This is a genomic window from Pedobacter rhodius (assembly GCF_027213645.1).
Taxonomy (GTDB): Bacteria; Bacteroidota; Bacteroidia; order Sphingobacteriales; family Sphingobacteriaceae; genus Pedobacter; species Pedobacter rhodius.
In genome coordinates this window covers 232552-247345 of the sequence record NZ_JAPWGL010000004.1, presented here as the reverse complement: position 1 = coordinate 247345, position 14794 = coordinate 232552, and the positions used below count along the sequence as shown (strand labels likewise).

Here is a 14794-nt window from a genome sequence, read left to right as displayed (position 1 = left end):
ACAACAGAAATAATATTAACTACCCGAATTCGGCAATTTTTACTCTTTTTGCACCCCTTGGGAAAAGAAATAATCGTACACCTATTTGTGTAATAATGCGATTCCCTACCGTGTCATCTGCGGTATTTCCTTTTTATTTTGAAGAGGTATTTTGATTCAATTGCGAGAAGGGAAGCCAGAATCTTATGAATGGGAAGATTAATTAATTCTGGATACCTGTCTTGAAAATAGAGAAATCTTGTTTCCGCATGTCTGATCCTCAGCATTTGTTCTCTTTGCGTAATTTCACGGTAATGTTCCTCATAGATTTCCAGAAGAATCATTAGAAATTGGGGATTTGCTTTGGCAAGTTCACTCCATTGGGATAGACTTATTGAATAGCCGGAACTGTCTTTTAAAAAATTTACGTACTCATTTGTGTGAGTGAAGGAAAAAAACGACGTAGTCGGAAAAATAAACCCACTCTGTAATATCCAGGAAGTATTTTCCTGCCCCTCGAAAATAAAATACCCTCTTGCAAGGCCCTCTTCGATAAAATACAGTTCTGGGTATGAATGATCTGGTGTGCTAATAAGTAAGCCCTTGTTGAAAGTTTTCTGAACAGAGATTTCCGCCAGTTGGCTTACAAAAGGTTCGCTTGCATTTTGAAGACTTTGCAGTTTTTCGATGAGTCGTTTCATTTAAATATGATTTAGGGTAAACTTTAAGGTGTGTCATATATGTTCTTGCCTATCAGGAATTTTATTGTTGCCGAATAGAAGTTCCAACTGTATGTTTAAATGCCAGGCTGTATAGGATAGATTCAAGAGGTACGCATCAGGGAATAATTTCAGAAGGTTCGAATAATGCTTTTCGCTAAACGCTATCAAATAAGAATCCTCTAAAAACTCTACATAAAGTTCAAATCTCGACCTTGGCATAACGTTTGGGAAATGATAAAGGAATTCCTCAGCATTGTAGGTTCGGATAACAATTTCTTCGTCATTATCCTTATCGATTGCCATTAGCCGTAATGACCCGCTTTCAATCAAGGGATAAAAATTATAATCTTCTCTAGTCAAGAACACTGTCTGGCCAGCCTTGTATGCAGTTTTTTTTGCTATGGTTGAGATGTATGCTTTGAGTCCAGGCGAGAGTGAGTGAAATGCGTTTAGTTTCTGTGAATAGTTTTCTACGTCCATATCTTTTTAGGGATAAAGAACGGCTATTTGAAAACTTTGTCAAGTTGCAGAAATTTTATGGTCTTGCAACCCCTCATCAAATTGCAAGATTCGCAGTATTCTCACAATTTCAATATCTTTCCTGAGCTAATGCTAGCATTTCACTGAGCTTTGCGATCACTTTCTTAATATCTTCACTAGCATGATTATAGTGGGCATTTCTAGCACTTTTTTCAGATATTGAATCGCGTTCCACCGTGCTAAAGTGCCTTGCAATATACTGGTGCGCGAATTTTGCCCTTTGCCATATTATTATCCCGGTCTCCATCTGAAGATGGACAAAAAAGGCCAGCTGTTTAACGGAAAAGGAAACTTTATAGTTGGCGTTCATGATTCCCGCTTCCTCAACTTCATGATTCACGAATTCCATAGCCCGGAGTAAAAGGAGTTCTTCTCGAAGGAATTTTTTTATAGTGCGCTGAATATCGGGTTTCCTTGTAAACTGGAGCATTTGGGTTTCTCTGTATAACACTCTTATCTCTTTCCGATAGGAACAGACTGCAGAAATTTTTTCCCCTAAAGTTGTCTTATGCTCAATCTCTTTTGAAATATGCCATTTGGCATAAAAAAATAAGTCAGGATGATTTATTCCAAGCCCCATGAAAATTTTTATAATGCTAAACTCATCAATCAAATCAAGCAACATAAGATCTTGATGGATTTTATCGCAGGATTCTTTCCAAAAATTAAGATCTTTAAAACTGACTATCTGACTTATATCCAAAACCGATCTTGTGACCTGCATCAGTTTAGGATCCAATTTCTTCTTTTCAAATTCTCCAACGATTAAGTTCAAATCATTCTCAATTTCGGAAATTTCTGACTCAATCATTTTTATAGGTATCCTGCCTTTATAATTGAATATTTCCGGAAAGATTTGTTTCATCCAGATTAGTAATTCTTCCATTATGTCCAGCAGTGCTTTCAGAGTGCTTATGATAATCGTGTGGTCCGGATCTTTTTCCCTTTGCGTTTTTTCTCTACTGGTCTTATCCATTAAAAGGGTTAAGTTCTGTTGGTGAAAATTTAAATATGCTTTTGACTTTTTATGATTATTTAGTTCAACGGCCATATCCCTGAAGGCTCTGGTCAGTCTGGAATGTTCTCGTTCAAGATTTTTTTTTGACTCCACTGCAAAATTTTTTGCAAAACTTTTTTTCGTTTGCAGGCTTGTGAGATGTTCCTCAAAAAAAATAAATTGGTAATTCATAGCTGATTTTTAGCACAATTTATGACTGAATTTACCTGTCAAAAAGATTTTTACACCGAGGCCTTGGGTGGTTACACGAATAGTTTGATTAGGCTGACAAACATATTCTCAAAAGTAAAAACCGACGTATATTGTCTTTAGAATTTATCTGCAAATAATGAATTCAAAGGGGGTTGATCAATTATGCAACTGATAGTTAACTTGATTCTATGCCTGCAATAATTCAATTTGCAGCAACGCAGGCTGAATTTTAGCTGCCTAAAATAAACCTATTTTTCATCTAAATCCTTTGTGTATGTTAATCCCCCAATCTGAACAGCTGTACCTGGAAATGACCTCTAAGCTTCATGCTGGAAAAAATGAACTTATAAGTGATCTGCTTAGGTTATCCTCCTCCCTTGAAATGATAGAAAGCGGCACAATCCGTTTAAATTCCCTAGCAAACCGATTAGGTTTTTCCTCGGAAGCAGAAGAGATATTTTTCTTTAAACAGATCAAGCCCAAGTTTTACAGTTGGAAAATTTTTATTGTAGAACAGTTCAATATTGTCTCGAATATTCCAGTAGATACAGACGAGGCAATCCGAAATTATTACATAAGGGAAATAGATTTCTTAAGAAGATATTTCGAACAAAATCAATTTCTTTACCAATATTATCTCAATGACCAGAGCGCACTAGATGAAGAATACTTTTTAAGGCGTAATAGGCAGAACATACTTCCCGCAGTGAATTTTAGTGAATTCGAGACAAAGGGAGATTATACCTTTGCTAAATTCCGTGCGTATGAACATTTGCGGGAGTTTTTATTGACACGCATCAGACTTTTATACAGCGACCCAGAATCCTCAATATTTCAATTGTTGTCAAAAAACTCAAACCTGAGATGGACAGACGATAAAGTGAAGCTTGTAGAACTTGCCTATGGCATATATTTTATGGGGTCATTGAATAATGGAAAAGCAGATATTTCTCAGGTCGTTGATATTCTTGAAAAGAGCTTAAATGTAGATCTGGGTGTCGCTTATCGCAAGTTCATTGATATCTCTAGAAGGAAAAGCAAGGGATATACTGTTTATTTAGACAGTATGAGAAATGCCATAAACGATCACATTGCCAGAAAACTTAAGTTTAATTGATAATCAACCAAATTGCCAATTTCACTTTGTATAATTTTTCTCATATCGCAGGATATCCTCAAAATAATCCAGATTAAAAAAATTACACACCTAAATAAAAGTGTTATAGTTTTTGTAAATAAAATGCTAGTGATTTAATGAAATTCTCTTCTGTTTAATAAAAATGGATCAGTAATCAACTAAACTGATGAATGTAAAATTTATAACAAATCTGATCTCCAATAAATAACTTTCAGATCAAGGCAAAAATAGCCTTATAAAAATCGTTCACACTATTTTCATAGTGTCAATAACACGTCTTGCACATACTGAATTTTGAGCCAACAAAAGAGTTGGTCTTTGACATTCAGGAATGAAACATTACCCTTTAAATTGAAGGGAATTTTGCGAAGCTTTGAGATGACGTCAAAAAGGTGAAAGCGCATTGGCAGACGATAAGTCCGGTTTGTAGAAATCGACGCGAGTAGTTCCGAAATTACAATATATAGAGGCCCTTCTTTTTGGGTTCTATTTTATAGGGGCGATAAGCCCCTTTTTTGTTTCTGAAAATTCTAAAACTAAATCGGTATGTCAGCTTTTTTAAACGTTAATGAGATCAAGGAGAAAGTGTCGCTCCTCGATCTTTTGAAGAACTTGGGGTTTAGTCCCCAGAAAGTATCGGGGGGAGAGTATTTTTTTCTAAGTATGTTGCGTGAAGAATATACGGCCTCACTTTGTGTAAATGATAATCTGGGGGTCTGGTTTGACCATGGCGGTGCAGGAGTATCGGGAATAAAAAGCGGAAGCATAATCGATTTTGGCCTTGCATATTGGTATCCCTCAAGCTTTCCTGAGGTTCTTAAAAAAATCGTAGAGTATGCAAAAATAAACCTTGAGAGAACCGCGGATGTGCCTGTTGATAATTCCCGAAGGCCCTTGCCCTTCAAAGTTCCAAGATATGAAGTAGAAGTAGTAAATGAATCAATCGGCAACGATGTCATCAGCTCATATCTTAAAGGCAGGGGAGTGCAAAGCGTTGCAGGTGGTTATTTATATGAACTTTATTATTCGGTCATGGACAGCAGCAATAAGCGCAGGAATTACTTTGCTTCTGCATGGCCAAATGAGAATGGTGGCTGGGAGGTACGCAACAAATATTTTAAGGGTTGCCTGGGGCACAAGGGAATGAGTTTTTTGCAGGGGGCTGTTGACAGGCTAGGTGTCTTTGAAGGTTACTTTGATTTTCTGAGCTGGAAAGTCGAACATCCACAGGATCCTGCATCCATATTGGTGTTAAATTCCCTTTCGTTTCTACAGGCTGCCAAGGGTAGGTCAAACCAGTTTGGTTCTATTGAACTTTATTTTGACCATGATAAAGCAGGAAAATCTGCTGCGCAGGAATTTATCCGAGATGTACATGGAAGTATAGACTGTTCGTTCAAATATGCAGGGTTTAAGGATTATAATGAAAAGCTTGTGGCTGATCTAAGGCAAATTGAAAAATCTATTGTTAAGCCTATGCCTTTTAGTGTAGAGAATGGTTTTGGTATAACACGTTGATATATGAATATATAACTATGTAAATATTGAGCTATATAGATATAATTATCTATATATGCTTAAATATCAATATGTCTCTATCGGTATATGTGGATATTCTTATATAGAAATATGTGGATATATGTTTAGCTAGTTAAACTCAATGATAAGTTTCATCATTTTTAGTCTTACTAATAGTGGCTTATTGATTTTACTTTCCGGATTAGCTCTAAGTGGCCCGAAATGGCTCTCTAGAAATAAATCAAAGTCAGTTACTTTTGTTGCCTCATTTAAAAACACCGGCATTTCCGGTCTCCGGCAATTCTTGAAAAACTCTTCTAATTCCTGCAGCTCCATCTGGCAAAGATAGCTTTAGGCTTTCTGTTTTGCCGGAATACTTTTTAACAAAATCCTAATAAACCAAGCTTAAGTTTTTTGGTTTTTATCCTTTCGTTATAGTTGGTGTATTTTGGTTTTTTAGCCTGCAAGTTGTGTTTTTGTTGCTCAAAAACCCTATAACTTGCCCGCTTTTTTTCGCCTTGGGGGCGTAGCGGGATGGAAAAAACGTCGCAACTAGTTTTTTCTTCTTCGGAGGATGTCCCTTAATTGTTGAATATGACCAAGAAAAAGAATGGGAGGCCTTTAAAATTAGATGGTAAAAGAACCAGGTTCATTAAGGCCAGATTTACCGAGGAAGAATATGCTTTACTCCGAAACCTTTGGCTTTCCCTTGGATTGAAAGAAAGTGATTTCTTGCGGCAAAGGCTTTTAATCTCCTCTGCGGTTTCAAATAAAATCAATGCTGTCGAAGTTTTAAAACACCTGAACCAGATCGGTGCAGAGATCGGTAGGTCAGGAAACAACATTAACCAGCTTGCCCGGCATGCGAACTTTTTAAATAAACGAGGAATGCTCTCTGCTGAAATTGTACTTCAGTTCAACACGATTTTTACTGATTACATTTCAATATTTAGAGGAATGGAGAGAGCAACCAGGGAATTACTCAGATTATTAAAGGCTTAGTTTATGATTGTGAAAATTCTTTGGAAATCAAAGACTTTTAGGGCAGTTAGGTACAATACCAATAAAGTTGAAAAAAATAAGGGAGAACTGGTAAAGGTATCCGGTTTTGGGGCGCTGCAAGGGCTATCTGAGATCAGGCCTGGAGATTATATAAACTACCTCTCATCCCTAGCGAGCAGAAACCGCAGGGTTGTATATCCGCAATTTCATGCAATGATATCTTCAAAGGGCAGAAGCTTGGACAAGGGGGAACTAGTTACACTGGCCGAAGGCTGGCTAGAGGGCATGGGTTATGGAAATCAGCCGTATCTTCTCATTTTCCACAAGGACACGCAGAATAATCACATCCATATGGTATCTTCAAGAATAGACCTGGAAGGGAAAAAGATTTCCGACAGCTTTGAGAAGATCAGGGCTTATAAGGTACTGAATAAACTTATCGGTAATGATGAGAAACATGCTGCTGAAAAAGCTTTGACGAGGGCACTTCAATACAGCTTCTCCAATAAGGCGCAGTTTATGATGTTGCTTGAAAGACAGGGATATGCATTAAAAGTTCTGGAGGATACGCTTGATCTGTCAAAGTATGGTGAAAAAGTAGGCAGTATAAACTTAACCAGAATAGAACAAAAAATTGCCCGGTTTTCACCTGATCAGAAAAGAAAGGAACAGTTAAAACAGATTTTTGCAAAGTATAGGCCAATTACCGATTCCAGAATTCAAGCGATCAGGGAAGATCTTCCAGGTGGCGAGAAAGGAAAAGTAATATTCTATAACTCTGAGTTAAGCGAAAAATTATCTTCTTCATTCGGCCTTCAGTTTGTATTTCATTTTAAAGGTGACAAGCCGCCATATGGCTATACCATTTTAGACCATTCCACCAAGGAAGTTTTTAAAGGTGGCGATATTATGTCCATAACTAAATTTATGGAGACTTTACGCCAAACCGAAGAAGTAAAAACGTCAATACCCATTTCGGAGGGTATTTATGAAAATCAGTTTTCTCCAAAGGAAGAGATGCTCCTTGAAAATCCATCAGAGTCAATATTTCCTGCTGACGAGGTTGAAATGCATGATTGTATATCCATTGGCGAATTCTCTTTGGATATAGATATCTCTGATGATATTGATGATGAGCAGATCCTCGGACGGAATAGGCGCAGGCAAAAAAAAGCAAGAACCAATACACGTTAAATTTTTATGCTTATGGTTATATTAATTGGAAATCAGAAAGGGGGAGCAGGTAAAAGTACACTCTGCCTGTTACTGGCCTATTTCCTCTCAATGCTTAAAAAAAAGAAGGTTACCGTTCTGGATATGGACTACCAGGCTTCGATTTCAGGCAAGTTTGAAAAGGCAAAAATTCTTGAGAACGATCCCCTCTACGAGGTTATTCCCTCTGATCTTAAGTACTTCCCGGCTCTGCTGGAACTGCTTAACCAAAATAGGGATGAGTTTGTGCTCATTGATCTTCCGGGTAAAATGGACGATGATCTATTGATTCCCATTATCAGTTCCGCGGAACTCATTATCTGCCCGTTTAATTATGATGAATTTTCTGTAGACAGTACAGTGCTCTTTTCGCTTGTATGTCGGGAGATCAATAATTTATCACCCATGGTGTATGTGCCAAATAGGATTAAAACAACCGTAAAGTATGAAACCAGGGAAGAGGTAGACAAGGTACTATCCAGATTTGGAAAGATTTCTCCCGGTATTTCTGACCGCATCGATTTTCAGCGGGTAGGAACCATCCATGTCCCGGCCTCTTTAATTCAAGTTTTTATGCCGGCAATGGACTTTATCTATGGCAGCTTTATGAAGAGAGGTATATCATCATGAGCGAAATCAAGTCCCTTGCCGATCAATTGAAATCAAGGATCCAAGAGGAAAAGGGATTGCCGGAAAAATCCCAGGCCAGTCATGGGGCTGAAAAGATTGGTGTAAAAAAAACTGAATCCAAAGAAACGGTCGTGAATACCAAGCGGCTAGCTAGCTTTCTCTCATCCCTGCGGGACTTTAATATGGATGGGCAGGAGAAAATCCTTATCCGCATTGATAAGCGCACAATGAATAAGCTTAGGCAACTAAAGATTACTTCGAATATTGATATGACCAGGGTAATCGTTTTTTCCCTCCACCAGTTTTTAAAAGGCCATCCCTGGTTAAACGAATATATTTCTCAAACTTTAAAAAATATGACCCATGAGCTGGACTAATTTCTTGACCATAATCTTTATTGTATATATGGTTTATTATTTACTGAACTTATTTTTTGATCTTTTTCTATCTCAAAGAGTTGGTGTGAATGAAACTCCGGAAGACGAGCTTTTCTTTGCACAAACATTTACCCCTGAGCTGATTACCCTGGAAGAGAAAGCTGAGGAGGCTGGGCCTACGGATTCAGAAAAAAAGGAGAAACCAGCCCCTTATTTGCCAACAGGTCCAATTAGCTCAAGTGGAGGCATTGGACTAAAACAGCTTTTTTCCCTTGCGAAAGACAACCTCATCGAACATACGCGGGCAATACCTTACTAAACTCCATGAGGTTTTCTTTATTCTTTTTAAGGGCAGCGTCAGCTTCTTTTTTTTTGCTCTCTACTTTTTCCGCTAATGCTCAACCAGGAATCTCAGAGTTTTATTCCGCCTCGGCAGAGGTGAAAGGCTGGTATTTTTCGCTCTCGGATCTGGTACTGGTTATTGGCGCAATCGCAGGAATCCTAGGTGGACTTAGGGTTTATGCCAATTGGCAGATGGGCAAGCACCACATCGATGCGCAGGTTATGGGATGGTTCTTTTCATGCCTCTTTTTATCTCTCATCGGTGTATTCCTCCGCGGTCTTTTCGGACTGTAAATACAATTTTATTCAATTTAAATCAATTTTTTTATGACAAGAAAAAGCAAAAGACTTTTGTCATTGGCCGCGCTATTGGGTTTAGTGCAGGCAGTTTCCGCCCAGACTGGGGGAGGAACAACAGGAATCAATGCGGCGACTTCCTCGCTGACCTCTTATGTAGATCCAGTTTCTACACTCACCCTTGCGATTGGTGCCGTGGTAGGTATTATCGGCGGGGTACGTGTCTACATCAAATGGAATTCCGGAGATCAGGACATCAACAAAGAAATTATGGGCTGGGGAGGTTCCTGCCTTTTTCTGGTTCTGGTATCGGTAGTGATCAAGGCTTTCTTTGGCGTATAGCATGAGGATGTATCCAGTTTACAAGGGGCTTCAAAAGCCCCTTGTTTATCGCGGTTTCAAAGGGAAGTTTATTGCTTATGGAATTTCTTCCTTAGGTCTTGGGCTGGTCACAGGAGGCCTAGCCGGTGCGCTCCTCAATATGTATATCGGTGGCCTCTTAACCATTCTTTCAATAGCCGGTGGGCTCCTCTACACATATTCCAAGCAGGCATTCGGTCTTCATGATAAGACCAGATCCAGGGAGATATTCATTCATCGTATTTATTTAAGGCGAGGTTATGGGAAAACAGGAATTTAAACTGCCATATGCCGGAATAGAAGAGATAGGCGGACTTTCCGTTCTTTATGGTGAGTCAGGCGATTTTTCAGTAATTCTTTCTATCGAAAATCCGGTGCTTATTTATTCCGCTGATCCGGCAGGCTACCAGGCCTTTCATCTTCTGCTTCTCAATGTGATCAAGATATTGAGTGAAGGGTATATCATTCAGAAACAGGATGTGTTCTCTAAAAGAACTTATCAGGCGAAAGTGCAAAGTGAACCCCTTCAGCAAAAATACGATGAGCATTTTTCAGGGAGGGAATATATTGAGCACTCTAGTTATCTGGTTATAACCCGTCAGGTCAAACGAAGGGCAATGTACGTTTATGACAGGAAAGCCCTTTTGGATTTTGTATCCAATATTGCCAAGGTCTGTGAACTATTGAAAGGAGCATCGGTATCACCAAAAGTACTGCCCCAGGGTGAGATAGAACGCTATATTTCGCGGATGCTTGCCATGGATTTCTCCTCAGACCATTTTTCGCTCAATAACTTAAGGGCCGGGGATACTGAAATAGGTATTGGGAAAAAGGTGATCCGCTGCATGAGCCTGGTCAATATCGATTCCATTGACATGCCTGAATCCATTGGGCCATATTTAATGGCGAACGACGGGAAAGGACTACAGGAATTTCCGATGGACAACCTTTCTTTCCTGTCATCAGTTCCGGGTATTGAAAGTCTTGTTTATAACCAATTAATTGAAATTCCTTCCCAGGGCATTACCCTGAACAAACTGCAGCTGAAACGCAAGCGGCATTCCGGAGTTCCTGATCCAGCCAATCAGATGTGTGTGGAGGATATTGATAAGTTGCTCATAGATGTGGCAAGGGAAAACCAGTTGCTCGTCAATGCGCACTATTCTTTATTGGTCTGCTGCGAACTTCCACTTCTGGATACCAGCTGTAACTTTATTGAAGCTTCCCTATTTCAGCAGGGGATTATCCCCTCCAAGAATGCCTATAACCAGATGGAACTCTTTAGGAGTGCCTTGCCTGGAAATGCAGTGGAACTGAAAAAATACGACTGGTTCCTCACCACTTCGGATGCGGCCCTTTGCCTGTTCTACAAGGAACGGCTGATGCGGGATGAGCCCTCCAAGTTTCTCATGCGCTTTACCGATAGGAGAGGAATCCCTGTAGGCATAGATCCAGCAGATCTTCCTATGGAATCTGGCAGGATTACCAACCGTTCAAAATTTGTTCTGGGCAGCTCTGGTACTGGTAAATCCTTTTTTATGAACAGCCTGCTTGAACAGTATATGCTTTATAATTACGACATCGTGATCGTTGATGTAGGACATTCCTATTCCGGGCTATGCAATTATTTTGGAGGAAAGTATTACACCTATACCGAGGAGAATCCGATCACGATGAATCCCTTTCTTATTTCTGAAGCAGAATATAACATCGAAAAGAAGGATTTCCTCAAAACACTTATCGGACTTCTTTTAAAGGGTGCAGAGGGAAGCGTATCGCAGATTGAGGATACGGTTTTCTCAAATGTACTCTCGGCCTACTATTCAGACTTCTTTTTAGGAGAGGCTGATTATGCGCTGTGTTTTGATTCTTTCTACCATTATTCGATCGTTAAGATTTCGGAGATCAAGGAAAATGAGAAGATCAGTTTCGATCTTGATGAGTACCGTTATGTACTTAAAAAATTCTGTCTTGGCGGAGAGTACGGTAGGCTGCTCAACGAAAGCGCTGATCTCTCAGATTTTACAGAGCGTTTTATTGTCTACGAAATTGATTCAATCAAGGAAAATAGGGTTCTTTTTCCAATCGTGACGCTGGTGATTATGGATTTGGTACTGCAGAAAATGAGGCACCGTACAGGCCAGCGAAAAGCGATGATTTTGGAAGAAGCGTGGAAGGCAATCGCATCTCCGCTAATGGCTAACTACATTCTTTACCTCTATAAAACGATGAGGAAATTCTGGGGAGAGCCAATTGTGGTGACGCAGGAACTGGGCGATATTATCGGAAATGCTGTAATAAAGGATTCCATTCTGGCCAGTTCCGACACCATCTGCCTGCTCGATCAATCCAAGTTCAGGGGGAATTATGCAGAGGTAGCAAAGCTCCTGGCGCTCAGTGAGGTAGAGCAGCGAAAGATATTTACCATCAATGCGCTTGAAAATAAGGCCGGACGCGGGAAATTCAAGGAGGTTTACATTAAGCGCGGAAGTATAGGGGAGGTCTATGGCGTTGAAGTGTCGCTTTTTCAGTATTTAACCTTCACAACCGAAAAACCCGAAAAGACTGCTGTCGAATCTTATGTCAAGCGTTACGGTTCTTATCCTCTGGGACTGGAACATTTCGTTGCCGATATGAAAATGAGCGCAATCTCTCTTCCCGAATTTGTCAAGAAAGTCAATTCATCCATCACAAGTTAAATTCTATTTTTATGCGAAAAATATTCATCTATTTTTTATTTGGAATCTTCGTGCAATCGGCCTCCGCACAAATATACGTTGACCCAACAACCGCTGCGGCCACGGCTGCCCATGCAGGGGTGATGAACAGCGGTCTGTCCCGAACCAGCGACAACCTTACTCTTGTGCAAAGGGCACAGCTCGCGGTAACTGGTCAGCTTGGAATTGTAAATGACCTTCAATCCACTATTTACAGAGGCTTATCTGAGGTTTCAGGAGTAATGAGGTCTCTGCTTTCTGTTAAGGATATTTATGCGATTTCTCAGGATATTGTCATTGATGTGAATAAGGCGATTAATCTAGCCTCTGGTGACCCGGTATTACTGCTGTTTGCCGAAGGAGGTGCTAGGGAGTTCAAAACCCGTTCGATCAACCTTGCTACCGAGGTTAGCTCTTTTGTATTAAAAGACGGGAGGGACGCGCTGATGGATTCCGGTGAACGGGCAAAGCTTCTCAATAGGATCGTCACAGAACTTACCATCCTCCGCGGAGTGGCCTATGGCATGTACCGTACGATGTACTGGGCAAAGCAGCGCGGAATCTTAAATTCCCTAAACCCTTATGCAGGATATATCAATATTGATAAACGCATAGCGGACGATATTATCAGGAATGCCAAGATGCTCAAGCAATGAAAAGCGCAGCATTTTTCACGGCTATGATTTTCATATCAATAGCTGCTCATGCGCAGTTGAATGTCGGGCTTTTGCACCAGCTTGTGGGTAATAGCAAAACAGAACACGGAAAACAGTCTGATGCGAGGGACAGGCAGGCGGGATCCACTGCAAATGAGGAGGCAAACAAAACCCTGATGGTAAGATTAAAGAATAAATACAGGGATATCCAGTCCCGGTTCAAGACTTTGGGACTTGCCATTGATGCGGTGCAGATCGGAATCGAAGCCTATCCATTGATTGCTGATATTACCGAAAGCCAGGGGATGATTTTTGATTTATGCAAGGACGATTCTATACTTTCCGTTCTGGCCATACAGGCAGAGCTGGATATGGGGGATCGGGCACATGCACTGCTGAATTTTTTGTACGGACTTGCTCTTTCTATGCAGGACATCAACCAGATGAAGCAGAGCGACCGCAAAATGCTTTTTTCCCATGTGCTCACTGAACTCCGCCTGATAGCCGGGGCATCCAGAGGACTGGCGGTAACCCTTCAATATTCTTCAAGAAAAAAGGTCTTCAATCAGCTAAACCCTTTCTCAGAATTTATCAATACCGATAAAAAATTGGTAGATGAAATCCTGCGAAAAAAAGATATCCTAAAAAACTGATGTTATGAAATTGCTTATTTTAATTTTTTTAATGCTGATTGGTCATTATTGTAGTAAAGCTCAAAGGCTAGTTTTTGACCGCGGGCATTTTAATATCGTAAATGAAAATGGAGCAGTACGTCTGGCAGCTGAAAATACGTATAACAGTTATTTAAATACGATCAACAACCGCCTTTCGGATATTAATCTCAATCTGGGCGCGGTCGTTATGGTTCAGTCATTAATCCTGTCTTCCTTAAGAGAAGTTGATCAGGGGCTCAAAACAGCAATCGCGGTCAGACAGATCGGCTCACTGGTTGCCGAGATTTCATCGGAAAGTGCCGGGATGATTGATATCGCCAAATCAGATCCCCATCTGCTGCTTTTTGCAGAAGACGTTTCCCGCCAGGTAAAAGATAGGGGGATAAACCTATTTTCAGAAGTCTCTGCTTTTGTATTGAAGGAAGGCGAAAACGTCCTCATGGATTTCGAAAAGCGCGATGCGCTGCTTAAGAAAATTGCCCTAGAGCTCCGCGTCATCCGTGCCCTGGTATTCAGCATGAAAAAATCCATGTACTGGACAAAAATGAATGGAGTCTTCCGTTCGCTTAATCCCTATCAGGGCTTTATCAATCAGGATCTGCGTCTCGGGAGTGATATTTTATTCAAATCAAAACTTTTAAAACCATGAAAAAACCTTTTTTGCTTCTTTTCCTCTGTTTGCTCTCAACGCTCCTCTGGTCACAGAAGAAAATTACCGACAAACACATTACCTACCAGCAGGAACGAATGGTCTTCAAGCAATGGGATGCGGATAAGTTTACGCCCAAACCAGGATTTTTAGGGCTCAACCCTGATTACTGGATTACTTGGGCGCTTCACCCCAATTATCCCAAAACGGATCTAAGACCCCTTGGCCCGCTCGGTCCACAAACGCAACGGCTGATGTTGGCAGCAGCCATGCAGAACACAGATAATCTCTACAAACTGCATGCGGATACCCTTCGCAATACTGCGCTGAGCGAGGCCTCCAATTATTCTTCGGCACTTTCTTTTGCCGATCCCCTTTGGCTAATGTACTATCGCAACGAGTTTGAAGGATTATTAAATCAGGCAGATGCCGATATGCTTGCAGGCCTTTCGCTTGCAGAACAGAAATACATAATATCTGTGGGTCTGTTTGACTGGTACAGGGAGGAAAGCAGTGCACTTCTTGAAAGGCTGGAAATCGCGAGGTCGACTACCTTAGACCGGGGATCAAGGATAATGGCCTACCACAGGATGCTATCTGAATTCAGAAAACTCTCGGCAAGCTGGGAAACCAAGAAATCCAGGGCAAAAACCTATCTCTCTATCCGCTCATCTGTCCAGAAGTTACGGGCCGGTGAAGTTCAAAGACCAGCATCCCCAAAGAGCGATATCCAGATTGCCAATGATATTCTTAAAAAATCAAAACTATAAG

Annotated in this window: 18 protein-coding genes; 14 read left to right on the top strand and 4 right to left on the bottom strand. The window is 40.5% G+C overall.

Annotation, left to right across the window (positions count from 1 at the left end; genetic code table 11):
- Positions 1-113: 113 nt before the first annotated feature.
- The 3 genes from O0931_RS15390 to O0931_RS15380 all read right to left on the bottom strand — a co-directional run bounded on the left by O0931_RS15390 (position 114) and on the right by O0931_RS15380 (position 2430).
- The gene (locus tag O0931_RS15390; protein WP_056095098.1) at positions 114-680 is read right to left on the bottom strand and encodes a Crp/Fnr family transcriptional regulator; all 567 of its coding nucleotides are present in this window, start codon (positions 678-680) and stop codon (positions 114-116) included.
- A 33-nt stretch (positions 681-713) separates the two neighbouring features.
- Positions 714-1181 carry a cyclic nucleotide-binding domain-containing protein gene (locus O0931_RS15385; protein WP_056095096.1) on the bottom strand — a complete coding sequence of 156 codons (468 nt, stop codon included), beginning with the start codon at positions 1179-1181 and terminating at the stop codon, positions 714-716.
- A gap of 109 nt (positions 1182-1290) precedes the next feature.
- A complete protein-coding gene (locus tag O0931_RS15380; protein ID WP_056095094.1) occupies positions 1291-2430 on the bottom strand; it encodes a hypothetical protein in 1140 nt (379 codons plus the stop codon).
- 295 nt (positions 2431-2725) lie between these two features.
- On the opposite strand from O0931_RS15380, the gene O0931_RS15375 reads away from it, so the two are divergent.
- Both O0931_RS15375 and O0931_RS15370 read left to right on the top strand, forming a co-directional pair.
- A complete protein-coding gene (locus tag O0931_RS15375) occupies positions 2726-3568 on the top strand; it encodes an RteC domain-containing protein (RefSeq protein ID WP_056095091.1) in 843 nt (280 codons plus the stop codon).
- Positions 3569-4135: 567 nt separating this feature from the next.
- Positions 4136-5107: a toprim domain-containing protein gene (locus O0931_RS15370; protein ID WP_082489583.1), complete on the top strand. Its 972-nt coding sequence runs from the start codon at positions 4136-4138 to the stop codon at positions 5105-5107.
- A gap of 129 nt (positions 5108-5236) precedes the next feature.
- Here the strand turns inward: O0931_RS15370 and O0931_RS20180 are convergent, their stop codons facing one another.
- Positions 5237-5443, bottom strand: a complete 207-nt coding sequence (locus tag O0931_RS20180) for a DUF6965 family protein (protein WP_056095085.1) — start codon at positions 5441-5443, stop codon at positions 5237-5239.
- A gap of 258 nt (positions 5444-5701) precedes the next feature.
- Between O0931_RS20180 and O0931_RS15365 the strand changes: the two genes are divergently transcribed.
- The 12 genes from O0931_RS15365 to O0931_RS15310 all read left to right on the top strand — a co-directional run bounded on the left by O0931_RS15365 (position 5702) and on the right by O0931_RS15310 (position 14793).
- Complete coding sequence (locus tag O0931_RS15365) at positions 5702-6109, top strand: plasmid mobilization protein (RefSeq protein ID WP_056095082.1); 408 nt, start codon at positions 5702-5704, stop codon at positions 6107-6109.
- 3 nt (positions 6110-6112) lie between these two features.
- Positions 6113-7303 (top strand): relaxase/mobilization nuclease domain-containing protein, encoded by a 1191-nt coding sequence (locus O0931_RS15360; RefSeq protein ID WP_056095080.1) that lies wholly within the window; start codon positions 6113-6115, stop codon positions 7301-7303.
- Between the two features lie 12 nt (positions 7304-7315).
- Positions 7316-7951, top strand: coding sequence for a ParA family protein (locus tag O0931_RS15355; RefSeq protein WP_115404612.1), 636 nt, complete (start codon positions 7316-7318; stop codon positions 7949-7951).
- Positions 7948-8328 (top strand): hypothetical protein, encoded by a 381-nt coding sequence (locus O0931_RS15350; RefSeq protein ID WP_056095077.1) that lies wholly within the window; start codon positions 7948-7950, stop codon positions 8326-8328. The genes O0931_RS15355 and O0931_RS15350 overlap by 4 nt, the downstream gene beginning before the upstream one ends.
- On the top strand, positions 8315-8647 hold the full coding sequence (locus tag O0931_RS15345; RefSeq protein ID WP_269416450.1) for a hypothetical protein: 333 nt from the start codon (positions 8315-8317) through the stop codon (positions 8645-8647). Before O0931_RS15350 ends, O0931_RS15345 begins: the two co-directional genes overlap by 14 nt.
- A 5-nt stretch (positions 8648-8652) precedes the next feature.
- The gene (locus O0931_RS15340) at positions 8653-8964 is read left to right on the top strand and encodes a DUF4134 family protein (RefSeq protein ID WP_056095073.1); all 312 of its coding nucleotides are present in this window, start codon (positions 8653-8655) and stop codon (positions 8962-8964) included.
- A gap of 33 nt (positions 8965-8997) precedes the next feature.
- A complete protein-coding gene (locus tag O0931_RS15335) occupies positions 8998-9309 on the top strand; it encodes a DUF4134 domain-containing protein (protein WP_056095071.1) in 312 nt (103 codons plus the stop codon).
- Positions 9310-9587: 278 nt separating this feature from the next.
- The gene (locus tag O0931_RS15330; protein ID WP_056095063.1) at positions 9588-12026 is read left to right on the top strand and encodes a TraG family conjugative transposon ATPase; all 2439 of its coding nucleotides are present in this window, start codon (positions 9588-9590) and stop codon (positions 12024-12026) included.
- An 11-nt stretch (positions 12027-12037) separates the two neighbouring features.
- Positions 12038-12700 carry a hypothetical protein gene (locus O0931_RS15325; protein WP_056095060.1) on the top strand — a complete coding sequence of 221 codons (663 nt, stop codon included), beginning with the start codon at positions 12038-12040 and terminating at the stop codon, positions 12698-12700.
- The gene (locus tag O0931_RS15320) at positions 12697-13353 is read left to right on the top strand and encodes a hypothetical protein (RefSeq protein WP_056095057.1); all 657 of its coding nucleotides are present in this window, start codon (positions 12697-12699) and stop codon (positions 13351-13353) included. Before O0931_RS15325 ends, O0931_RS15320 begins: the two co-directional genes overlap by 4 nt.
- Positions 13354-13357: 4 nt before the next feature.
- On the top strand, positions 13358-14023 hold the full coding sequence (locus O0931_RS15315; protein ID WP_056095054.1) for a hypothetical protein: 666 nt from the start codon (positions 13358-13360) through the stop codon (positions 14021-14023).
- Positions 14020-14793: a hypothetical protein gene (locus O0931_RS15310; RefSeq protein WP_056095051.1), complete on the top strand. Its 774-nt coding sequence runs from the start codon at positions 14020-14022 to the stop codon at positions 14791-14793. Before O0931_RS15315 ends, O0931_RS15310 begins: the two co-directional genes overlap by 4 nt.
- Position 14794 lies beyond the last annotated feature (1 nt).